The following is a 21,190-nucleotide window of genomic DNA, read 5'->3' as shown; positions in this document are numbered from 1 at the left end:
ACGTGCCTGAAGGTGTGACCGCGGGGATCACGCTCCTCGCGAACCGCTACGAGATCGGTGACGTCATCGGTCGCGGCGGCATGGCAACGGTGCACGTGGGCACGGACACCCGGCTCGGACGCAAGGTCGCCGTCAAGCTCCTCAAGCCGAGTCTGGCGAACGACCCCGCCTTCCGGATCCGCTTCCGGCAGGAGGCACAGGCCGCCGCCCGCATGGCGCACCCGACCATCGTCCGCGTCTACGACGCCGGCGAGGAGACGGTCACCGAGCCCTCCGGCGCCGAGGTGCAGGTGCCCTACATCGTCATGGAGCACGTCGACGGCCGCGCGCTGTCCGACGTCCTCGACGACGGCCCGCTCGCCCCGGCCGAGGCGGTCCGCATCACCGAGGGCATCCTCACCGCCCTCGAGTACTCGCACCGCGCCGGCGTCGTGCACCGCGACATCAAGCCCGCGAACGTCATGGTGACGCACAGCGGCCAGGTCAAGGTCATGGACTTCGGCATCGCGCGGGCGATCACCGACACCTCCGCCACGGTCGCGCAGACGACGTCGATCCTCGGCACCGCGTCGTACTTCTCCCCGGAGCAGGCGCGCGGCGAGACCGTCGATGCCCGGACGGACCTCTACTCCACGGGCGTGGTGCTCTTCGAGCTCCTGACCGGCCGACCGCCGTTCACCGGCGACTCGCCGGTCGCCGTCGCCTACCAGCACGTCAGCGAGCAGCCGGTCGCCCCGTCGACCCTCTCGCCGGAAGTGTCGCCGGCACTCGACGCCGTGACCCTCCACGCCATGGTGAAGGACCGCACCCGGCGGTTCCAGAACGCCGCCGAGTTCCGGACCGACCTGCAGCAGGCCGCCGCTGGTCGGGTCCCGGTCTCGACGCGGACGCTCCAGCAGAACGCCGCGCACGACGCCTCGACCATGCTGTTCGGCGTCAACCCGCGCACGACGTCGAACCCGGCCGTCGCCTTCCGCGAGCTCGACGACGACACCGCGGAACACCGTCCGCAGCGCACGCAGAACCGTCCGCCGGTCGCGTGGATCTGGCTCGGCATCATCCTCACCGCCGCGGTCATCGCCGGCGTCGTCTTCTTCGTCGCCAACCTCCAGCCGGGCAAGGCCCCCGTGTCGTCGTCCGTGTCGGTGCCGAACGTCGTCGGTGCCACGTGGGACTCCGCGCGCGGCGAGCTCGAGAAGCGCGACCTCGGCGCCGTGGAGGTCGGTGAGAACTCCGACGACGTCGCGAAGGACACCGTGATCCGCACGGAGCCCGGCTCCGGCACCAACGTGGCCCGCAACCAGAGCATCCGGGTGGTGGTGTCGCTCGGACCGGAGCAGGTCGCCGTGCCCGACGTGGCGAAGCAGAGCCAGGACGCGGCCCAGCAGGCACTCGAGGCGGCCGGCTTCGAGGTCGGCGCGATCAACTCCGACTACTCACCGGACGTGCCGGAGGGCACGGTCATGAGCACCGACCCGGCGAGCAGCACGCAGCTCGAGAAGGGCTCCGTCGTCAACCTGACGGTGTCGAACGGCAAGGTCCGGCTGCCGAACGTCACGCAGCAGCCTATCTCGGCGGCGAACACGACGCTCGCGAACCTCGGGCTCGACGTGCAGGCGTCCCCGACCTACACCTGCACGGGCAACACGGTGACGCAGCAGAGCGCCCCGGAGGGCGACATCGCCCAGGGCAGCACGGTCGTCCTCACCTACTGCGCCGCCCCGGTGCGGCAGCCGTCGCAGCAGCCGTCCGCACCCGCGCAGGACGGCGGCCAGGGCAACGGTGGTCAGGGTGACGGCGGCCAGGGCGGCGGCGACCAGGGCGGCGACGGGCAGTAGTCCGCGCACGCTGTCGCGACCGCTCGGTCCGGCCGGGAGGCACGGCTCGCGCCCGCCCCGCCGGTCCGGCGTGGTCAGCCGGTACCGTCCCCCGCCGTGCACCTCCCGCGCGATCGTCGCGCCCCGGACGCGCTGCTGTCGCAGGCGGTCGGTGCGCTCAGGCGCGGTGCTCGGCGATCAGCGGGTTGAGCGCGGCCGCCCGCTCCGCGGCACCCTCGAGACCGGTGGTCTCGAGCCAGTTGCCGACCATGCGGTAGCCGCCCTCGGTGAGGACCGACTCGGGGTGGAACTGGACCCCGTAGAGCGGGTGGTCCCGGTGCTCGACGCCCATGATGACGCCGCCGCCGGTCCGGGCGGTCACGGTGAGCTCGTCGGGCACGGTGCCGTCGACGATCGCGAGCGAGTGGTAGCGGGTCGCCGTGAAGGGGTGCGGCACGCCCGTGAACAGCACGCTGTCGTCGTGGTCGACCTGCGACGTCTTGCCGTGCATGAGCTCCTCGGCGTGCGTCACCGTCGCCCCGAGGGCCTCGGCGATGGCCTGGTGCCCGAGGCAGACCCCCAGCAGGGGCTTCTCCACCGCCATCGCGGCGTGCACGGTCGGGATCGACAGCCCGGCGTCTGCGGGTGTGCCGGGACCCGGGGAGAGCAGCACGCCGTCGTAGTCGGCGATGCGCTCGGCGATCTCGTCCTCGGCGAAGGCGTCGTTGCGCACGACGTCGGTCTCGGCGCCGAGCTGCTGCACGTACCCGTTCAGCGTGTAGACGAAGCTGTCGTAGTTGTCGATGACGAGGATCTTGGTCATGGTCGGATCACCGTACTCGTGGGGGATGTGCGCAGGCTCCTGAGGGTCTTCCCACACACGCGGTCACGGTAGGATACCGGCCATGGCCAAGGACAAGGACCGCACCAAGCCCGCCCGGAGGACCCGAGCCGACTCGGTCGACACGGCGGGTGACCAGCCCAACCCCGTGTGGTTCAAGCCGGTCATGTTCGGCTTCATGCTCGTCGGCCTCGCGTGGGTGATCGTCTTCTACATCTCGAACACGACCCTGCCGGTGCCGACCCTCGGTTCCTGGAACATCCTCATCGGCTTCGGCATCATGTTCGTCGGCTTCCTCATGACCACCCGGTGGCGCTGACCACGCCCCCACCTCCACACGCCCGTCGTACCCCTCGGTACGGCGGGCGTCGTCGTTCCGGGCCTCGATCGCGCTCTCCACAGGGCCGCGGTCACGGATTCGCGCTCGTCCACACCAGGACGGCCGCTTGTCCACAGTTCTCCACACATTCCACACGGCCATCCACATCCCGGCCCCCGAGTTATCCACAGCGGAGTCCACAGTGGGGATAATCACACCGGTGTAACTCACCGAGTTGTCCCCAGTTGTGGAGAACTCGCGCCCGAGGTGTGGAGAACGAACGAACGCCCCGCTCCACCGAGTGGTGGAGCGGGGCGTTCGAGGAGCCGTGCGGCCGATCAGCCGATCACGTAGCCGCCGACGGTGAGGTATGCGGCACCGATGCCGGCGACGAGGACCACCGCCTCGGCCACGAGCAGGCCGATCTGCAGCCGTCGCTGCCGGATGTTCCGGGTCTTCGAGAACACGAACCCCGTGACGAACCCGAGGACGATCCCGCCGACGTGCGCCTGCCAGGAGATGTTCGCCCCGGGCAGGAACCCGAGCAGCAGGTTCAGACCCATGATGACCAGGAGCTGCACGGCGTTGTTGCCGAGGCTCCGCTGGATCACGAAGAACGCCGCGAACAGCCCGAAGATCGCGCCCGAGGCTCCGACCACCGGCGTCCCCGGCGTCAACAGGGAGACGGCGAGGTCGCCACCGAGCCCGGCCAGGAAGTACAGCGCCAGGAAGCGCCACGTGCCGAGCAGGTTCTCGAGCATCCGCCCGAAGATGAACACCGCGAGCATGTTGAAGGCGATGTGCAGGAACGAGGAGTGCACGAACAGGCCGGTGACGAGGCGCCACGGCTGCGTGCCCACCAGCGGCGTCCAGTAGGCCAACCACTGGTTGACGAGGCCGCCGGAGAGCAGGTTCACCAACCAGATGACGACGGAGACGGCGATGATCACCACGGTCGCCTTCTGGTCGACCATCGCGAACCGGCGCCGAGCGACCGTCAGGCTGCTCGGTGCGCCGGACGCGCGACGGTTCGACTGGAACTGCGCCCGCTGCTCACGCACGCACTCCGGACAGTGCACACCCACGGCGGCCGGCGTCTGGCACTCGGTGCAGATCGTCCGTCCGCACCGCTGGCAGAGGATGAAGCTCTGCCGGTCGGGGTGCCGGTAGCAGTAGTTCGCCCGGTCGGAGCCCTGGTCGGTCACCGAGTTCAGACGTCCTCGACGTCGATGCTCTCGATGACGACGTCGTCGACGGGCTTGTCGCGACCGTCGGTCGGCACGCCCTCGATCGCGTCGACGACCGCACGGGACTCGTCGTCAGCGACCACACCGAAGATGGTGTGCTTGCCCTGCAGCCACGGGGTGGCCACGGTGGTGATGAAGAACTGCGAGCCGTTCGTGCCACGACCACCCTGGATGCCGGCGTTCGCCATCGCCAGGATGTAGGGCTCCTGGAACGTGAGCTCCGGGGAGATCTCGTCGTCGAAGCGGTAGCCCGGGCCACCGATGCCCTGGCCCAGGGGGTCGCCGCCCTGGATCATGAAGTCCTTGATGATGCGGTGGAAGACGACACCGTCGTAGAGCTTGTCGGTCGAGACCTTGCCCGTGCCGGGGTGCGTCCACTCCTGCTTGCCGGTCGCGAGGTCGACGAAGTTCTTGACGGTCTTCGGAGCGTGGTTGCCGAACAGGTTGACGCGGACGTCGCCCTTGTTCGTGTGGATCGTTGCGACAGCGGTGTGCAGAGACATGTCTCGATTCTCGCATGTACTCCCGACGGTGACACGGATCACACAGCCGACGATCCGTGACCTGTCAGGGTGCTCGGTGGCAGGATGGGGGTCACGCCGTTCCGATGGAGGTACCAGATGACGACGATCGAGATCCCGCGCAAGCGTCGGAAGCAGATCAAGAAGCTCAAGGGCAAGACCGCCTCGCTCCTCGGCGAGCAGCGCAAGGTCCTCGAGCACGCGAACGCGATCCTCGCCGAGGCCCGCTCGCACGCAGCAGACGCAGCTCGCAAGGACATCGCACCGCGTGTCCAGAACGCGATCGACAACGGCATCCGCCCCGCGGTCGCCACCGGTGTGCACGCCGCGACGTCGGCCGCGCAGAGCGCCTCGCACCGCTTCCAGACCGAGGTCGTCCCCGGTCTCGTCGCGACCGCCGGCTCCGTGCTGAGCGTGAAGGACCTGGCGAAGGACCCGCGCGTCAAGAAGATCGTGAAGGAAGCCCAGAAGAAGGGCAAGAAGGCCGGCAAGGTCGCGGCGAAGTACACGCCCGGCCACCAGAAGAAGGGGCTGGGCTTCGGCGGGGTCGCCCTGATCGTCGTCGGCGTGGTCGCCGTCGCCGGTGCCGCCTATGCCGCGTACCAGACGCTCCGCGCCGACGACGACCTCTGGGTCGCCGACGACGCCGACTCGGCGGAGAAGCCCGCCGCCTGACCTCCCGGTTCGATCGAAGGGCCCCGGCACTGCGCCGGGGCCCTTCGTCGTCCCGCGCCGGCCCGCCCGCCGCCGCGAGCGGACACTTTCCGTCACTCTCAGCAGCCTCCGCCGACAGATCGCGCCCGCCCGGCGTCACGCTCGCGGCACGTCCTGCCCGCTCGGCGACTGGACAACCGGATACCCGGGCCGAGGACCCGAGTTGCGCGCCACCGCCGAGACCGCCGTGAGCGGGCCGCTTCCGCATCGCTCGGCGGTCGACGGCGACGGGAACCGCCCGCTCGGCGCCACGCACGCGGCATGTCCTGCCCGCTCGGCAACCCACGGCGCGAGGATCACCCGCCCAGCTTCCGTGGGAGCCGTGGCGAAGCGCAGTGGACGACGCTCGTCACAGCGGACCGGCCTCTGCGGCGCACGGGTGACCGTCTGTCGCACGGGAGGCGCGGTGCACCCCCGCCACGCGCCTCCCGTCCGGCGCACCGCACCAGAGACGCGCCCGCATGCACCCCGCGAGGTCCCGGAACACGCCGCCCGGTCGCCGTCCGGGTCCCACGGAGAGCCCGCCAGCCGCGCGAGATGCCGCAATTGCGGAACCTCGGAAGCCCCCACCGCAGCAGCCGCCACCACCACCACCGCGGAGCCGAGCGGAGCAGCGCGAGCACACGACGAAGCCCCCGGGGCCACGACGTGGCACCCGGGGGCTTGCGGGAGTGGAGCCTGGGAGAATCGAACTCCCGACATCCTGCTTGCAAAGCAGGCGCTCTACCAACTGAGCTAAGGCCCCGTTCGGGCCAGCGTACCGGCCCCGGAGGGAAGTGGTGGGGCTACAAGGACTTGAACCTTGGACCTCTTCGTTATCAGCGAAGCGCTCTAACCGCCTGAGCTATAGCCCCTCAGACCGGATGAAAGCCTACCCCAACGATCCCGCAGAACGAAATCGAGCGGTGGGAACCCATCCGGCCGGGTGTGTCAGTTGTTCGTGAAGCCCACGAGCAGCCCGCCCGTGATCCGCACACTGAGGTTGTAGAGCACGCTCACGATCGCGCCGAGCACGGTGCCGACGACCACGTTGAGGATGCCGACCACGACGGAGAACCCGAGGACCTGCCCGAGGGAGAACTGGTCCATGATCGAGTAACCACTTTGCCCGGTCACGTCCCGCAGCAGGGCGTCGATCTGCGTGAACACGCCCGTCTGGTTGAGGATGACCCACACCAGCGCCGTCGCGACGACGATCACGATCGACCCGGCGAGGGCGATGAGGAAGCTGAGCTTCACCATCGACCAGAAGTCGAGGTACACCAGCCGCAGACGGACCTGACGGGTGCCGACGGGCCGCTTCGCCTTCTTCTGGAGCTTCTCGGCGACACTACTCATTGTTCGACTGGTCCTCTCCGGCCTCGTCCTCGACAGGCTCGGTGTCGGCGGGGTCGGCGGGTTCCGGGGCCGCTTCGTCAGGGCTGACCGTCTCCACCGGGCCCGCAGGCTCGATCTCGGCGTCGTCCTGGTCGTCCAGGTTCCGCTCACTGTTCCGAGCCACCGCGATGATCCGGTCGTTCTCCGCGAACCTCGCGAAGACCACACCCATCGTGTCGCGACCCTTGGCGGGCACCTCGGACACGGAGGACCTTACCACCTTGCCCGATTGCAGCACGACGAGCACCTCGTCGTCCGCGCCGACGATGAGCGCCCCGACGAGGTCGCCCCGGTCGGCCGCGAGCTTGGCGACCTTGATGCCGAGGCCACCACGGCCCTGGACCCGGTAGTGCTCGACGGCGGTGCGCTTGGCGTACCCGCCCTCGGTCATCACCCAGACGTAGCCGTCGTCCGAGACCACCCGGGCCGCGAGGAGCGCGTCGTCGCCGCGGAAGGACATGCCCTTCACGCCGGAGGTCGAGCGACCCATCGGGCGCAGGGTGTCGTTCGTCGCGGTGAAGCGCAGCGACATGCCGTGCTTCGACACGAGGAGCAGGTCGTCGGTCTCGTCGACCAGCAGCGCCTGGACGAGCTTGTCGCCCTCGCGGAGGTTGATCGCGATGATGCCGCCGGTGCGGTTCGTGTCGTACTCGGTCAGCGCGGTCTTCTTGACGAGGCCCTGCTCGGTCGCGAGGACGAGGTACTGCGCGGCCTCGTAGTCGCGGATGTCGAGCACCTGCTGGATCTGCTCGTCGGGCTGCATCGCGAGCAGGTTGGCGACGTGCTGCCCCTTGGCGTCACGGCTCGCCTCCTGCAGCTCGTACGCCTTGGCCCGGTAGACGCGGCCCTGGTCGGTCAGGAACAGCAGCCAGTGGTGCGTCGTCGTGACGAAGAAGTGCTCGACGATGTCGTCCGCACGGAGCTGGGCACCCTTGACCCCACGACCACCGCGGTGCTGCGAGCGGTAGTTGTCGCTGCGCGTGCGCTTGACGTACCCGCCGCGGGTGATGGTGACGACCATCTCCTCCTCGGGGATGAGGTCCTCGATCGACATGTCGCCGTCGTAGCCGAGCATGATCTCGCTGCGACGGTCGTCGCCGAAGCGGTCGACGATCTCCGCGAGCTCGTCGCCGATGATCGTGCGCTGCCGGGTCTCCGAGCCCAGGATGTCCTGGAAGTCGGCGATCTTGCGCTCGAGCTCGTCGGCCTCGTCGTGGATCTTCTGGCGCTCGAGCGCGGCCAGGCGGCGGAGCTGCAGCTCGAGGATGGCGCGGGCCTGGATCTCGTCGACCGAGAGCAGGTCCATCAGGCCGGTGCGCGCCTCCTCGACGTCGGGCGACCGGCGGATGAGCGCGATGACCTCGTCGAGGGCGTCGAGCGCCGCCAGGTAGCCGCGGAGGATGTGCGCGCGCTTCTCGGCCTCGCGCAGCCGGTACTGGGTCCGACGGACGATGACGTCGATCTGGTGGTCGACCCAAGCGGAGATGAACCCGTCGAGCGCCAGCGTGCGGGGCACACCGTCGACGATCGCGAGCATGTTCGCGCCGAAGTTCTCCTGCAGCTGCGTGTGCTTGTACAGGTTGTTCAGCACGACCTTGGCGACGGCGTCGCGCTTCAGCACGATGACGAGGCGCTGGCCGGTGCGACCCGAGGTCTCGTCGCGGATGTCGGCGATGCCGGAGAGCTTGCCGTCCTTCACGCCCTCGGCGATGCGGATCGCGAGGTTGTCCGGGTTGACCTGGTACGGCAGCTCGGTGACGACCAGGCACGTGCGGCCCTGGATCTCCTCCACGTTCACGACGGCACGCATCGTGATCGAGCCACGGCCCGTGCGGTAGGCGTCCTGGATGCCCTTCGTGCCGAGGATCTGCGCCCCGGTCGGGAAGTCCGGGCCCTTGATGCGCTGCATGAGCGCGCCGAGGAGCTCCTCGCGCGTCGCGTCCGGGTGGGCGAGCGCCCACTGCGCGCCCTCGGCGACCTCGCGGAGGTTGTGCGGCGGGATGTTCGTCGCCATGCCGACCGCGATGCCGACCGAGCCGTTGACGAGCAGGTTCGGGAAGCGGGCCGGCAGGATCGCTGGCTCCTGGGTGCGGCCGTCGTAGTTGTCCTGGAAGTCGACGGTGTCCTCGTCGATGTCCCGGACCATCTCCATGGCGAGCGGCGCCATCTTGGTCTCGGTGTACCGCGGGGCCGCGGCGCCGTCGTTGCCCGGGGAACCGAAGTTGCCCTGGCCGAGCGCGAGCGGGTAGCGGAGCGACCACGGCTGCACGAGGCGGACGAGCGCGTCGTAGATCGCGCTGTCACCGTGCGGGTGGAACTGACCCATGACGTCGCCGACGACGCGGGAGCACTTCGAGAACGCCCGGTCCGGCCGGTAGCCGCCGTCGAACATCGCGTAGATCACGCGGCGGTGCACCGGCTTCAGGCCGTCGCGGACCTCCGGCAGCGCACGACCGACGATGACGGACATCGCGTAGTCGAGGTACGACCGCTGCATCTCGAGCTGCAGGTCGACCTGCGAGATGCGGTCGCCGGAGACGACGATGTCCCCGCTGTCGCCGTGCACGATCTCGGGCTGCTCGTCGGCGCCGTTCTCGTTCTCGTCAGCCATTGGCTTGCGTTCCCTTTCTGACGGCCTGGAGGCCGTGGTGACGTTCGTCGCGGTGGGCGCGACCACAGGTGGTCCGGACCGGGAAGCGCGGCTGGCACCGCGCCTCCCGTCCGGCTCGAGACGGGGACCCGGGTCAGATGTCCAGGAAGCGGACGTCCTTCGCGTTCTGCTGGATGAACTGGCGTCGCGATTCGACGTCCTCACCCATCAGGGTCGCGAAGACACTGTCGACCGCGGCGGCATCCTCGAGCGTGACCTGCAGGAGCGTACGGGTGTCCGGGTTCATCGTGGTGTCCCAGAGCTCCTTGTAGTCCATCTCGCCGAGACCCTTGTAGCGCTGGATCCCGTTGTCCTTCGGGATGCGCTTGCCGGCCGCCAGGCCGGACGCCATCAGGGCGTCGCGCTCCCGGTCGCTGAAGACGTACTCGTGCGCGGAGTTCGACCACTTCAGGCGGTACAGCGGCGGCTGTGCGAGGTACACGTAGCCGCGCTCGATGAGCGGCCGCATGTAGCGGAACAGCAGCGTCAGGAGCAGCGTCGTGATGTGCTGGCCGTCGACGTCCGCGTCGGCCATGAGCACGATCTTGTGGTACCGGGCCTTGTCCGGGTCGAAGTCCTCGCCGATGCCGGCGCCGAACGCCGTGATCATCGACTGGATCTCCTGGTTCGCGAGTGCGCGGTCCAGGCGGGCCTTCTCGACGTTGAGGATCTTGCCGCGCAGCGGCAGGATCGCCTGCGTCATCGGGTTGCGGCCCTGCACGGCGGAACCGCCGGCGGAGTCACCCTCGACCATGAAGATCTCCGACAGCGTCGGGTCCTTCGACTGGCAGTCCTTGAGCTTGCCGGGCATGCCGCCCGACTCGAGCAGCCCCTTGCGCCGGGTGGTCTCGCGGGCCTTGCGCGCGGCGAGCCGGGCCTGCGAGGCCTGGATCGCCTTCCGCACGACGTCGCGCGCCTGCGCCGGGTTGCTCTCGAACCAGTGGGTGAGCTCGGTGCCGACGACGCGCTGCACGAAGGACTTCGCCTCGGTGTTGCCGAGCTTCGTCTTCGTCTGGCCCTCGAACTGCGGCTCGCCGAGCTTCACGGAGATGACGGCCGTCAAGCCTTCGCGGATGTCGTCACCCGTGAGGTTGTCGTCCTTCTCCTTGATGATCTTCGTCTCGCGGGCGTACCGGTTGACGAGGCTCGTCAGCGCAGCGCGGAAGCCCTCCTCGTGGGTGCCGCCCTCGTGCGTGTTGATCGTGTTCGCGAAGGTGTGGACGCTCTCCTGGTACGAGGTGTTCCACTGCATCGCGAGCTCGAGCGCGATCTTCCGCTCGGTGTCCTCGGCCTCGATCGCGATGACGTCCGGGTGGACGAGGTCCGCCTTCTTCTGCGCGTTGAGGTACTCGACGTAGTCGGGGAGCCCGCGCTCGTAGCGGAAGGAGTCCTTCCGTGCGTCCTCGCCCTCGTCCGGGGTGCGCTCGTCGGTGAGGTTGATGCGGAGGCCCTTGTTGAGGAAGGCCATCTGCTGGAAGCGTGTGCGGAGCGTCTCGTAGTCGAACTCGACGGTCTCGAAGATGTCGGCGTTCGGCCAGAACGTGATCGTCGTGCCGGTGGTTTCGGTCGCCTCGTCCTGGGAGACCGGTGCGACCGGGACGCCGTCGGTGTAGCTCTGGCGCCAGACGCTGCCCTGCCGGCGGACCTCGACGTCGAGCTCCGAGCTCAGGGCGTTCACGACCGAGGAACCGACGCCGTGCAGACCACCGGAGACCGCGTAGCCGCCCCCGCCGAACTTGCCGCCGGCGTGCAGGACGGTCAGCACGACCTGGAGCGTCGAGACGCCCTCGGCCGCGTGCACGTCGACCGGGATGCCGCGGCCGTTGTCGACGACGCGGACGCCGCCGTCCTCACGGATCGTGACGTCGATGGTGTCGCAGTACCCGGCGAGGGCCTCGTCCACGGAGTTGTCGACGATCTCCTGCACCAGGTGGTGGAGACCGCGCGGACCGGTGGAACCGATGTACATACCGGGGCGCTTGCGGACGGCCTCGAGCCCCTCCAGCACCTGAATCTGGTCTGCGCCGTACGATGGTTCCGTCGGTGGGGCCTGCTCGGTCTCGTCCTGCGGGATCGTCCGGTCGTCGTCAGATTCTGATGTCATGTCGGGATTGCTCCTGCCTGCGCGCGGAACGCCCGCACACTGCACTCGCCAGTCTACCGCAGCGACCCCCGCCCCCGGGGCTGATTCCGCCGCTGGACGGGAGTTCTTCGTCCCCGAGGACGATTTCGTCCCGTCAGCCGTAGGTGTCGCGAGGACCGCGCCCCTGGACGGTCCTGGGGCCGCGTTTCCAGGTGGGGACGTCCGGCCCGGAAACCCGGATGGACTGCACGCCGGCCTCGGGGTGCCGTTCAGCGATCGTCGTCGTGACCGTCGCGCGCATGAGCCGGAGCTGCGTCGCCCAGGCCGTCGAGTCGCAGCGGATCACGAGCGCACCGTCGTCGATCGTCATCGGGCGGGAGTGCTTCGCGAGCTCCTCGCCGACCACCGCGGGCCAGTCGACGAACAGCTCGGAGCGGGCGAGCGGCTCCGTCCAGCCGAGCTCCTGGGCGAGGGAACCGACGACGTCGCCGAGTCCGCGCGGTTCGCGCCCGGAGCCGTAGGGGACGGTGTCGGCGTCGAGTTCGCGGGAGCGCCGGCGTCGAGCGTCGACGGTGCGCAGGGACGGGTCGCCGAGGACGGCCCGCAGGTGTCGGTAGACCCGTGCGGGCTCGGTGGGCCGCCACGGCTTCGGCATCAGGCGTCCACCTCGTCGGTCACGATCGTGCCCGCCTCGATCCGGACCGTGTGCGCCGCGAGCTGCGGGGGCACGTCGCCGAACACGGCCGCGGTGATGAGCACCTGCTCGTAGTCCGCGACCGCGCCGGCGAGGCGTTCCCGGCGCGACTCGTCGAGCTCGGCGAAGACGTCGTCGAGGATGATGATCGGGTCGCCGAGCGTCGACTCGGCGCGGAGCACCGCGGCGCTGGCGAGCTGCACGGCGAGCGCGAACGACCAGGACTCGCCGTGACTCGCGTACCCGCGGGCGGGTAACCCGTTCAGCTCGAAGAGCACGTCGTCCCGGTGGGGTCCGACGAGGGTCAGGCCGCGGTCCAGCTCGTCGCGTCGGCGGCGCTCGAGCGCCGCGCGGAACGCTTCGGCCGCGGCGGCCACGGACACGGGCTCCTCCGGGGTCCCGAGGACCGGGTCGGTCGCGCCGGCGTCCTCGGGGTCGCCGCCGCGGATGCTCAGCACGCCCGCGATCGTGGCCTCGTGCCGCTCGCCCGCCACGGTCGCGTAGGCGTCCGTCACGAACGGGGCGAGCCGTCGGGTCAGGTGGTCGCGCGCCGCGACGATCTCGGAGCCGAACGCCACGAGCCGGTCGTCCCAGACGTCGAGCGTCGCGAGCGACCCGGCGCGGGCACCGGTGGCACGGGCCGACTTCAGCAGGGTGTTGCGCTGCCGGAGCGTCCGGTCGTAGTCGGCGAGCACGCCCTGCATCCGCGGGGCGATCTGGCCGAGGAGCTCGTCGAGCATCCGTCGGCGGCCTGACGGTTCACCGCGGACGAGCGCCAGGTCCTCGGGCGCGAAGAGCACGCTCGTGCAGTACCGCGGGAGTTCCCGGGGCTTGATCGCGGCGCGGTTCACCTGCGCGCGGTTCGAGCCCGTCCGGTTGATCTGGACCTCGGCGAGGATGCTGCGGTCCTCGTGCGCCAGGCGCGCGCGGACGATCGCCGCGTCGCAGCCCTGGCGGACGAGGGCGGCATCCGTCGGCACGCGGTGCGACCCGAGGGTGGAGAGGTAGCCGATGGCCTCGACCAGGTTGGTCTTGCCCTGCCCGTTCCGTCCGACGAACAGGTTCGGCCCGCGTGCGAGGTCGACCTCCGCCTCCCGGTAGTTCCGGAAGTCGGTGAGTTGCAGGTGGTCGACGTGCACGCGGGCCGAGACGAGCTCAGGTGGTTACCTGAGCTACGCCTTCTTGACGGCGTGGCCGCCGAACTGGTTGCGGAGCGCCGCGACGGCCTTCATCGTCGGGGACTGGCTGCCCTGACGCGAGACGAAGCGGGCGAACATGGCCGCGGAGAGCGCGGGCATCGGCACCGCGAGCTCGATCGCCTCTTCGAGGGTCCAACGGCCCTCGCCCGAGTCGTCCACGTAGCCCTCGAGCTCGTCGAGCTTCGGGTCCTCGTTGATGGCGAGCACGAGCAGGTCGAGCAGCCAGGAGCGCACGACGGTGCCGCGCTGCCAACCGGCGAAGACCGCGGGGACGTCGTGGACGATGTCCTTGGCCTCGAGGAGCTCGTAGCCCTCGCCGTACGCCTGCATGATGGCGTACTCGATGCCGTTGTGGACCATCTTCGCGTAGTGGCCCGCGCCGACGCCGCCGGCGTGCGAGAAGCCCTCCTCGCGGGGACCCTCGGGACGCAGCGCGTCGAAGACCGGCATGGCGAACTCGACGTCCTCGGGGGCACCGCCCACCATGAGGCCGTAGCCGTTGTCCTTGCCCCAGACGCCACCGGAGACGCCGGCGTCCATGTAGCGGATGCCCTTGGCGTCGAGCTGCTTCGCGTGCACCTCGTCGTCGAGCCACTTCGAGTTGCCACCGTCGATGACGAGGTCGCCCTCGCCGAGGACCTCGGCGAGGTCGGTGATCACGTCGTGGGTGATCTTGCCGTGCGGGACCATGACCCACACGAGCTTCTTGCCCTCGGGCAGTGCGGCGGCGAGGGCGCCGAGGTCGGCGACGTCCGACACGGCGGGGTTCGCGTCGTAGCCGGTGACCTCGATGCCTGCGTTGCGGAGACGGGCACGCATGTTGTTGCCCATGCGACCGAGGCCGACAAGACCGATGTGCATGATTTCCTCTTCTGTTCGTCGTCGCGCTGATGCTCGTCGCGAGTCAGCGCAGTGGTACGGCTGCCGCTATCGCAGCAGGAGATTGGGCTGCAGCAGGTACCGGTACCCGTCCGTCGCCGGAGCCTCCTGCGAGGTCTGGCCGGTGATGAGCACCGGGCCCGGCTTGTTGGGGTTCTCCGTCTTGGTGAAGGAGATCCTGACGAACTCGGAGTGCACCGCGTTCAGCCCGTCCAGGAGGAAGGCGGGCTTCAGCGAGACCACCGTCTCCTCCCCGGTCAGCAACGCACTGATCGACTCTGACGCCTGCGCTTGTTCGGAACCGATCGCCTCGAGCGTGAGCCCGTCGACCGAGAAGGAGAACCGGAGCGCCGCTTCGCGCTCCAGGACGAGGGAGACCCGTCGGACGGCCTCGACCAGCTCCGCGGTGTTGATCACCGCGTGGTCGTCGACCGTCTCCGGGAAGAGCCGGCGGACCGGCGGGTAGTTGCCCTTGATGAGCAGCGAGGTGACCGTCTTGTCGTCGGCGTGGAACGCGATGAGCTCGCGGTCCGAGGTGCCGCTGATCGAGACCGACACGGTCGAGGCGGAACCGAACGTGCGGCCGACCTCCTGCAGGGTGCGGGCCGGGACGAGGGCGTGCAGCGGGTCCGAGCCGACACGGCCGGAGTCCCACGCGATGGTCCGGACGGCGACGCGGTAGCGGTCCGTCGCGATCAGGGACAGGTCGTTGTCGCCGACCTCGAGCTGCACGCCGGTGATGACGGGGGTGACGTCGTCGCGGCTGGCGGCGACGGCGACCTGGGACACGGCCTCCGAGAACGAGTCGCCGGGGATGACGCCGGTCTGCTCGCCGACCTCGGGCAGCGTCGGGTACTCCTCGACCGGCATCGACAGCAGCGTGAAGTGCGCCGAACCGCAGGTGACCGAGATCCGGGACTCCTCGGTCGTGAAGGTGACCGGGGCGTTCGGCAGGCGGCTCGCGATGTCGTTCAGCAGCCGACCGGAGACCAGGACCGTGCCGGAGTCCTCGATGTGCGCCGTGATCGACGTCTGCGCCGAGACCTCGTAGTCGAACGACGACAGCGTGAGCCGGTCGCCCTCGGCGTGGATCAGGACACCGGACAGGATCGGGAGGGTCGTGCGCTGTGGGAGGAGCTTCACCGCGAAGGAGACGGCTTCGGAGAAGACGTCCCGGTTGACCTCGAACTTCACAGCTGGGACCCCTGTCGATCGGTGCGGACTGTCCGGCCGCCCCATTGTGGCACAGCGGAGCAGGGCCCGGATTTCTTGTCATCCCGCCGTCCACAAGGTTGGCCCGCTGAACTTCATCGTTAACCAGGATCAATGGTGTTAACGCCTGTGCACAGTGTGGATAACTCTGTGCATCCCGCTTCTCCACAGGGAACTACACACGTGTGAGTTGTGAGTCGCGTGTTGACGGCTTCGGGATGAAGAAAAGTCATCTATCCGCTTCCATCCCCAGTCTCCACAGGTGGGGGCAGAACTGTGAACAACGAGGCCGCGTGTCATCCACAGTTATCCACAGGCTTTCCACACTGGGGGAAACTCGGCGCATGGAACCGTCTCAGATGGTGGATGCGCCTCCGAGCGCGCCGATCCGAGGTGGTCGCGGCGTTGCCGCACGGCGGTCGACGGGATGGTGACGGAACGACGGACGGGAGGCGCGGTGCCGTCTGGCCCCGCGCCTCCCGTCCGTCGGGTGGTCCCGCTCGCGTCAGCGGTAGCGGCGGTCCTGCTTGATGCGGCTGGTCAGCTCCGTGACCTGGTTGTAGATCGACCGACGCTCCTTCATGAGCTCGGTGATCTTCTTGTTCGCGTACATCACGGTGGTGTGGTCGCGGTTGCCGAAGAGCTGGCCGATCTTCGGCAGCGACAGGCTCGTGAGCTCACGGCAGAGGTACATCGCGATCTGCCGTGCCGTCGCGATCGCCTGGGACCGCGAGGACCCGTACAGGTCGTCGACGGAGAGCTTGAAGTACTCCGCGGTGTGGTTGATGATGTCCGTCGGCGCGACCACGTTGTCGTCGTCGAGGGTGATGAGGTCCTTGAGGACGGTCTGCACCAGGGCCATGTCGACGGCCGTGCGGTTCAGGCTCGCGAAGGCCGTGACGCGGATGAGCGTGCCCTCGAGCTCCCGGATGTTGCTCGACACCTTCGACGCCATGAACTCGAGGATGTCGTCCGGCACCTGCAGGTGGTCGGACTGCGCCTTCTTGCGGAGGATCGCGATGCGCGTCTCGAGCTCCGGCGCCTGCACGTCGGTGATCAGGCCCCACTCGAAGCGCGAGCGCATCCGGTCCTCGAACCCGGTGAGGTGCTTCGGCGCGACGTCCGACGTGATGACGACCTGCTTGTTGTGGTCGTGCAGCGTGTTGAACGTGTGGAAGAAGGCCTCCTGCGTGGAGTCCTTCCCCTGGAGGAACTGGATGTCGTCGATCAGCAGGATGTCGATGTCGCGGTACCGCTGCTGGAACTGGTTCGAGCGGTTGTTCGCGATCGAGTTGATGAAGTCGTTCGTGAACTCCTCGCTCGACACGTACCGCACCCGGATCCCCGGGTAGAGGCTCTCGGCGTAGTGCCCGATCGCGTGCAGCAGGTGCGTCTTGCCGAGACCGGAGTCGCCGTAGATGAAGAGCGGGTTGTACGCCTTGGCCGGCGCCTCGGCCACCGCGACCGCCGCGGCGTGGGCGAACCGGTTCGACGAGCCGATGACGAAGTTGTCGAAGTTGTACTTCGGGTTGAGCCGGGACTCCGGGCGACCGCTGGTGCCCGGTGCGTCGATCTGGCTCGGGACGAACGGCGCCTCGATGTACTGCCGGGGCGCGGCGCTCTGCTCGACGGGCTGCTGCACCGGTTCGGCGTACTCCGGCAGGTGGCTCGGCACGACCGGGTCGACGCGGGGCTCAGAGGCCATGTCCGGGTTGACCGTGATCGCGAAGTTGGCGACCGAGTCGTCACCGACGCGGGAGACGGCCTCGGTGATCGGGATGCGGATGCGCTGCTCGAGCATCCCGCGGGTCAGGTCGTTCGGGACCTCGAGGTAGAGGGTGCCGGCGAGGACGCCCTTCGGTTCGACCAGGTTGAGGAAGCCGTGCAGCTGCGGGGTGATGCGGTCGTCCTCGGAGAGGAGGCCCAGGACGGAGGACCAGAGGTCCTCGACGGGGTCGGCCGGCATCGTCATGTCGCGCTCGTCTCCTGGTCTGCTGTCGGTGGTCGGTTGCTGTCGGGCGGCCCCGGACGTGGTCGCGCCCGGCGAACGGGCGGTCGTGTCCGGGCGGCACCCTCGCGGTCCTGGTCACGGTCGCCCCGGGCGGTGATCCACAGGGTTGTCCACAGTCCTGTCCACGTCGACCTGGTCGCGGGCGGGGAGGTGACTCCCCCGTCGCTCCGCGGAACGGGCCGATCGATCACACCACTGTAAAGGGTCGGAGCGTGTCGTACCGAACGCACGTTTTCCCCAATGTGGATGATGATCGTGCGCAGGTCGGTGGCGGAGCACCCGCCCGGCACCGTTTGACCTCCACGCCGCTGTCACGTACCGTTAACCAGTTGACTGCGGCCATTCGGTCGCGCCCATCGTGCTGTTCGGCCTCGTCGAGCGGCTGTAGACATACGTGACGGTTCGCGCCGGGCCCATCCTCGCGCGCAGCCGTGTGGAGATCATCATGAGCAAGCGCACCTTCCAGCCGAACAACCGTCGTCGCGCCAAGAAGCACGGCTTCCGCGCCCGCATGCGCACCCGTGCCGGCCGCGCGATCCTCGCCGCGCGCCGCAGCAAGGGCCGCACCGAGCTCAGCGCCTGATCGCGCTGCGCCGGTCCGCACTGCACCCCGCTCCGCTGGACGCGTCCACGGTGTCCGGGCCTGCGCGGTACGGATCCGGGCAGCGTTCGGTCCGGTCCCGGATCGGGACCCGGTAGCGATCGTGTTGGCACGCGCCAACCGCATCGTCCGCGGTGAGGACTACCGGTCCGTCGTGCGTCGTGGTCGCAGGAGCGCCACGGCGCACGTCGTCGTATCCGTGGTCCGTCGCCCCGCCGGCGCCGAGGTCCCGCCCGACGGTCCCACGCGCTTCGGCTTCATCGTCGCGAAGACCGTGGGCAACGCCGTCACGCGCAACAGCGTGCGACGACGGCTCAAGGCGATCGCGCACGGCCTGCTGACCGAGGTCCCCACCGGCCACGACGTGGTGATCAGGGCCTTGCCAGCCGCAGCGCAGGCCACATGGCCTACCCTGCTCGGAGACGTCTCGCGCTCCCTCGCGCGCGGGCTCGAGAAGGCAGCATGAACCGCACCCTGTGGACCCGGCTGGCCTGGGTCGTCGCGTTGCTCCCGCGCAACGTGTGCGTGGTCGTGCTGCGCGCCTACCGTGCGGTGGTCTCGCCGCTGTACGGGAACGTCTGCCGCTACCACCCGTCGTGCTCCCGGTACGCGCTCGAGGCCATCCAGCAGTACGGCGTCGTCCGCGGCTCGGCGATGGGCGCCTGGCGGATCGCACGCTGCAACCCGTGGGCAGCCGGCGGGATCGACGACGTGCGTGAGCGCGCCCGTCCCTTCCGGCTGAGCCGCTTCGGGTTCGTGCTCCCCCCGTCCTCGTCGTCCCCACAGCCGTCCGGCGATGCCCGTCGCCCGGTCCTGCTCCCCCAGCGCACTCGAAAGGCGTGACCGTCCTCATGGACTTCATCGGAACGATCCTCTGGCCACTGAAGTGGGTGGTCTCGGCGATCCTCGTGGCCTTCCACTGGATCTTCGAGTCGATCGGCATGGACCCGTCCGCCGGTCTGACCTGGGTGCTGTCGATCATCTTCCTGACCTTCGTGGTCCGCGCCGCGCTGATCCCGATCTTCGTGCGCCAGATCAAGTCGCAGCGCCGGATGCTCGAGGTCGCGCCGCAGCTCAAGAAGATCCAGGACAAGTACAAGGGCAAGAAGGACCAGTTCTCGCGCGAGGCCATGAGCCGCGAGACCATGGCGCTCTACAAGGAGACCGGGACGAACCCGCTGAGCTCCTGCCTGCCGCTGCTCATCCAGATGCCGATCTTCTTCTCGCTGTACTCGGTGCTGCACGAGGCGCAGATCAACAAGACCGGCATCGGTCTGCTCACGAACACCCTGGCCCAGGACTTCGGCAACGCCGCCCTGTTCGGAGCGCCCCTGCACGAGACCTTCACGAACGCCTCCGGGTGGGAGGTCCGCATCATCGCGGGCTTCATGATCGTGGTCATGACGGCGTCGCAGTTCGTCACCCAGCTGCAGCTCGTCGCGAAGAACATGTCGCCGGAGACCAAGGCGTCGCCGATGTACCGGCAGCAGAAGATGATGCTGTACATCCTCCCGCTCGTCTTCGTGATCTCGGGCCTGAGCTTCCCGCTCGGCGTCATGTTCTACTGGCTCGCCTCCAACATCTGGACGATGGCGCAGCAGTACTTCGTCATCCGCAGCATGCCGACGCCGGGTTCCGAGGCTGCCCTCGCCCGCGAGGCCCGTCTCGCCAAGAAGGCACAGCGACGCGGCACCCCGGTGCTCGCCGAGGCCGGCGCGGGTGTCGGCGCCGTCGAGGTCGAGCCCGTCCGTGTGACCACGCAGCGGCAGCAGCCGGTGGGCAAGAACCGCTCCAAGAAGAACGGGAAGAAGTAAGTGACCGAGCAGGACACCGCCGCCGAGACGACCGAGGACGCCGCGACCGCGGAGGCAGCGATCGTGGAGGCCACGAGCGTCGATGACGACACTCGTGACGAAGCCGACATCGCGGCCGACTACATCGAGGAGCTGCTCGACATCTGCGACCTCGACGGCGACATCGAGATCGAGGAGCGCGCCGGTCGCGTCTACCTCTCGGTGACCGACGAGGGCGGCGCCCTGCGTGTCCTGTCGAAGCCGGACACGGTGTCGGCGCTGCAGGAGCTCACGCGCATCGCCGTACAGGCGGAGACCGGCGAGTTCAGCCGGCTCATCCTGGACGTCGGTGGGTCGCGGGACGCCCGTGCGACCGAGCTCCAGCGGCTCGTCGACACCGCCGTCGAGCGCATCGAGGCCGGCTCGGCGACGGCCGCCCTCCCCCCGATGTCGTCGTACGAGCGCAAGCTCGTCCACGACCTGGTCGCCGAGAAGGGCTTCCACTCGGAGTCCGAGGGCGAGGGACGAGACCGCCACACGGTCGTCACCCGATGACGGACGACGCTGCGCCGGTCCTCGAGCAGGAGCCGGCGGCCGCGGTCACGCTCTTCGGCGACCGGATCGAGCTGGCTCGGTCCTTCACGGGTGAGCTCGCGCGCCGTGGCGAGGAGCTCGGTCTGATCGGACCGCTCGAGCTGCCACGCCTCTGGACGCGACACATCCTCAACTCTGCGCTGCTGGCGCCGCTGCTGCAGGCGAACGGCCGCGTGGCAGACGTCGGCTCCGGTGCGGGCCTGCCCGGCCTGGTGCTGGCGATCGCACGACCCGACGTGTCCTTCACGCTCATCGAGCCGATGGAGCGACGCTGCGACTGGCTGAACGCCGAGGCCGACCGCCTCGGGCTCGAGAACGTGACGGTCCTCCGGGGCCGCGCGGAGGACGTCGCCGACTCCGTCGTCGTCGACCAGGTCACGGCGCGAGCGGTCAGCGCCCTCTCGAAGCTCATCCCGCTCACGGTGCCGCTGGTGCGGTCCGGTGGGCAGCTCATCCTGATGAAGGGCGCCCGGGTCGACGACGAGATCGAGAAGGCCCGCAAGGTCATCCTGCGGAAGCGACTCGCCGACGTCGAGGTCCTCGAGCTCGGGGACGGTGTGGTCGAGGAGACCACCCGCGTCTTCCGGGCTACAGTTGACTGACGCTGCTGCTCGGCCCGGTTCCACGGGGCGCGAGAA

At 69.1% G+C, this 21,190-nt stretch carries 20 protein-coding genes and 2 tRNA genes; 9 read left to right on the top strand and 13 right to left on the bottom strand.

Annotated elements, in window-relative coordinates; all coding sequences use genetic code 11:
- Positions 1-2: 2 nt before the first annotated feature.
- Positions 3-1,838: a Stk1 family PASTA domain-containing Ser/Thr kinase gene (gene pknB / locus AB0N84_RS11360; protein ID WP_363546272.1), complete on the top strand. Its 1,836-nt coding sequence runs from the start codon at positions 3-5 to the stop codon at positions 1,836-1,838.
- 157 nt (positions 1,839-1,995) lie between these two features.
- On the opposite strand, the gene AB0N84_RS11355 is transcribed toward pknB, so the two are convergent.
- Positions 1,996-2,640, bottom strand: a complete 645-nt coding sequence (locus AB0N84_RS11355; protein ID WP_069712653.1) for a gamma-glutamyl-gamma-aminobutyrate hydrolase family protein — start codon at positions 2,638-2,640, stop codon at positions 1,996-1,998.
- Positions 2,641-2,722: 82 nt separating this feature from the next.
- Between AB0N84_RS11355 and AB0N84_RS11350 the strand changes: the two genes are divergently transcribed.
- Positions 2,723-2,977 (top strand): cell division protein CrgA, encoded by a 255-nt coding sequence (locus AB0N84_RS11350; RefSeq protein WP_069712652.1) that lies wholly within the window; start codon positions 2,723-2,725, stop codon positions 2,975-2,977.
- A 338-nt stretch (positions 2,978-3,315) separates the two neighbouring features.
- Here the strand turns inward: AB0N84_RS11350 and AB0N84_RS11345 are convergent, their stop codons facing one another.
- Together AB0N84_RS11345 and AB0N84_RS11340 are read right to left on the bottom strand one after the other, a co-directional pair.
- Positions 3,316-4,182: a rhomboid family intramembrane serine protease gene (locus tag AB0N84_RS11345; RefSeq protein WP_069712651.1), complete on the bottom strand. Its 867-nt coding sequence runs from the start codon at positions 4,180-4,182 to the stop codon at positions 3,316-3,318.
- Between the two features lie 5 nt (positions 4,183-4,187).
- Positions 4,188-4,727 carry a peptidylprolyl isomerase gene (locus tag AB0N84_RS11340; RefSeq protein WP_069712650.1) on the bottom strand — a complete coding sequence of 180 codons (540 nt, stop codon included), beginning with the start codon at positions 4,725-4,727 and terminating at the stop codon, positions 4,188-4,190.
- Positions 4,728-4,844: 117 nt separating this feature from the next.
- On the opposite strand from AB0N84_RS11340, the gene AB0N84_RS11335 reads away from it, so the two are divergent.
- The gene (locus tag AB0N84_RS11335) at positions 4,845-5,420 is read left to right on the top strand and encodes a hypothetical protein (protein WP_182045853.1); all 576 of its coding nucleotides are present in this window, start codon (positions 4,845-4,847) and stop codon (positions 5,418-5,420) included.
- A gap of 711 nt (positions 5,421-6,131) precedes the next feature.
- Here AB0N84_RS11335 and AB0N84_RS11330 read toward each other — a convergent pair.
- The 10 genes from AB0N84_RS11330 to dnaA form a co-directional block, all read right to left on the bottom strand.
- A tRNA-Ala gene (locus tag AB0N84_RS11330) sits at positions 6,132-6,204 on the bottom strand.
- Positions 6,205-6,236: 32 nt separating this feature from the next.
- Positions 6,237-6,313, bottom strand: a tRNA-Ile gene (locus tag AB0N84_RS11325).
- Positions 6,314-6,389: 76 nt separating this feature from the next.
- Positions 6,390-6,797, bottom strand: a complete 408-nt coding sequence (locus AB0N84_RS11320) for a DUF3566 domain-containing protein (protein ID WP_182045852.1) — start codon at positions 6,795-6,797, stop codon at positions 6,390-6,392.
- On the bottom strand, positions 6,790-9,447 hold the full coding sequence (gene gyrA / locus AB0N84_RS11315; RefSeq protein WP_069712648.1) for a DNA gyrase subunit A: 2,658 nt from the start codon (positions 9,445-9,447) through the stop codon (positions 6,790-6,792). Before gyrA ends, AB0N84_RS11320 begins: the two co-directional genes overlap by 8 nt.
- Before the next feature lie 133 nt (positions 9,448-9,580).
- Positions 9,581-11,590, bottom strand: coding sequence for a DNA topoisomerase (ATP-hydrolyzing) subunit B (gyrB, locus tag AB0N84_RS11310; RefSeq protein WP_182045850.1), 2,010 nt, complete (start codon positions 11,588-11,590; stop codon positions 9,581-9,583).
- 133 nt (positions 11,591-11,723) lie between these two features.
- Positions 11,724-12,224 carry a DciA family protein gene (locus AB0N84_RS11305; RefSeq protein WP_182045849.1) on the bottom strand — a complete coding sequence of 167 codons (501 nt, stop codon included), beginning with the start codon at positions 12,222-12,224 and terminating at the stop codon, positions 11,724-11,726.
- The gene (recF, locus tag AB0N84_RS11300) at positions 12,224-13,402 is read right to left on the bottom strand and encodes a DNA replication/repair protein RecF (RefSeq protein WP_182045848.1); all 1,179 of its coding nucleotides are present in this window, start codon (positions 13,400-13,402) and stop codon (positions 12,224-12,226) included. The genes AB0N84_RS11305 and recF overlap by 1 nt, the downstream gene beginning before the upstream one ends.
- A 33-nt stretch (positions 13,403-13,435) precedes the next feature.
- A complete protein-coding gene (gene gnd / locus AB0N84_RS11295; protein WP_182045847.1) occupies positions 13,436-14,323 on the bottom strand; it encodes a phosphogluconate dehydrogenase (NAD(+)-dependent, decarboxylating) in 888 nt (295 codons plus the stop codon).
- Positions 14,324-14,389: 66 nt separating this feature from the next.
- Complete coding sequence (gene dnaN, locus AB0N84_RS11290) at positions 14,390-15,535, bottom strand: DNA polymerase III subunit beta (RefSeq protein WP_069712643.1); 1,146 nt, start codon at positions 15,533-15,535, stop codon at positions 14,390-14,392.
- A 523-nt stretch (positions 15,536-16,058) separates the two neighbouring features.
- A complete protein-coding gene (dnaA, locus tag AB0N84_RS11285) occupies positions 16,059-17,519 on the bottom strand; it encodes a chromosomal replication initiator protein DnaA (RefSeq protein WP_223246597.1) in 1,461 nt (486 codons plus the stop codon).
- Between the two features lie 490 nt (positions 17,520-18,009).
- On the opposite strand from dnaA, the gene rpmH reads away from it, so the two are divergent.
- The 6 genes from rpmH to rsmG all read left to right on the top strand — a co-directional run bounded on the left by rpmH (position 18,010) and on the right by rsmG (position 21,154).
- The gene (gene rpmH, locus AB0N84_RS11280) at positions 18,010-18,147 is read left to right on the top strand and encodes a 50S ribosomal protein L34 (protein ID WP_019181680.1); all 138 of its coding nucleotides are present in this window, start codon (positions 18,010-18,012) and stop codon (positions 18,145-18,147) included.
- 121 nt (positions 18,148-18,268) lie between these two features.
- Positions 18,269-18,631, top strand: a complete 363-nt coding sequence (rnpA, locus tag AB0N84_RS11275) for a ribonuclease P protein component (RefSeq protein ID WP_182045846.1) — start codon at positions 18,269-18,271, stop codon at positions 18,629-18,631.
- A complete protein-coding gene (yidD, locus tag AB0N84_RS11270) occupies positions 18,628-19,008 on the top strand; it encodes a membrane protein insertion efficiency factor YidD (protein ID WP_182045845.1) in 381 nt (126 codons plus the stop codon). The genes rnpA and yidD overlap by 4 nt, the downstream gene beginning before the upstream one ends.
- An 8-nt stretch (positions 19,009-19,016) precedes the next feature.
- Positions 19,017-19,979, top strand: coding sequence for a membrane protein insertase YidC (yidC, locus tag AB0N84_RS11265; protein WP_182045844.1), 963 nt, complete (start codon positions 19,017-19,019; stop codon positions 19,977-19,979).
- 60 nt (positions 19,980-20,039) lie between these two features.
- Positions 20,040-20,513 carry a R3H domain-containing nucleic acid-binding protein gene (locus AB0N84_RS11260; RefSeq protein WP_363546331.1) on the top strand — a complete coding sequence of 158 codons (474 nt, stop codon included), beginning with the start codon at positions 20,040-20,042 and terminating at the stop codon, positions 20,511-20,513.
- A complete protein-coding gene (gene rsmG, locus AB0N84_RS11255) occupies positions 20,510-21,154 on the top strand; it encodes a 16S rRNA (guanine(527)-N(7))-methyltransferase RsmG (RefSeq protein WP_289458295.1) in 645 nt (214 codons plus the stop codon). Before AB0N84_RS11260 ends, rsmG begins: the two co-directional genes overlap by 4 nt.
- The last annotated feature ends 36 nt before the right edge of the window (positions 21,155-21,190 follow it).

Source organism: Curtobacterium sp. NPDC089185 (genome assembly GCF_040685235.1).
In the GTDB taxonomy this organism is placed as follows: domain Bacteria; phylum Actinomycetota; class Actinomycetes; order Actinomycetales; family Microbacteriaceae; genus Curtobacterium; species Curtobacterium citri.
This window is presented reverse-complemented; position numbering and strand designations above follow the sequence as displayed.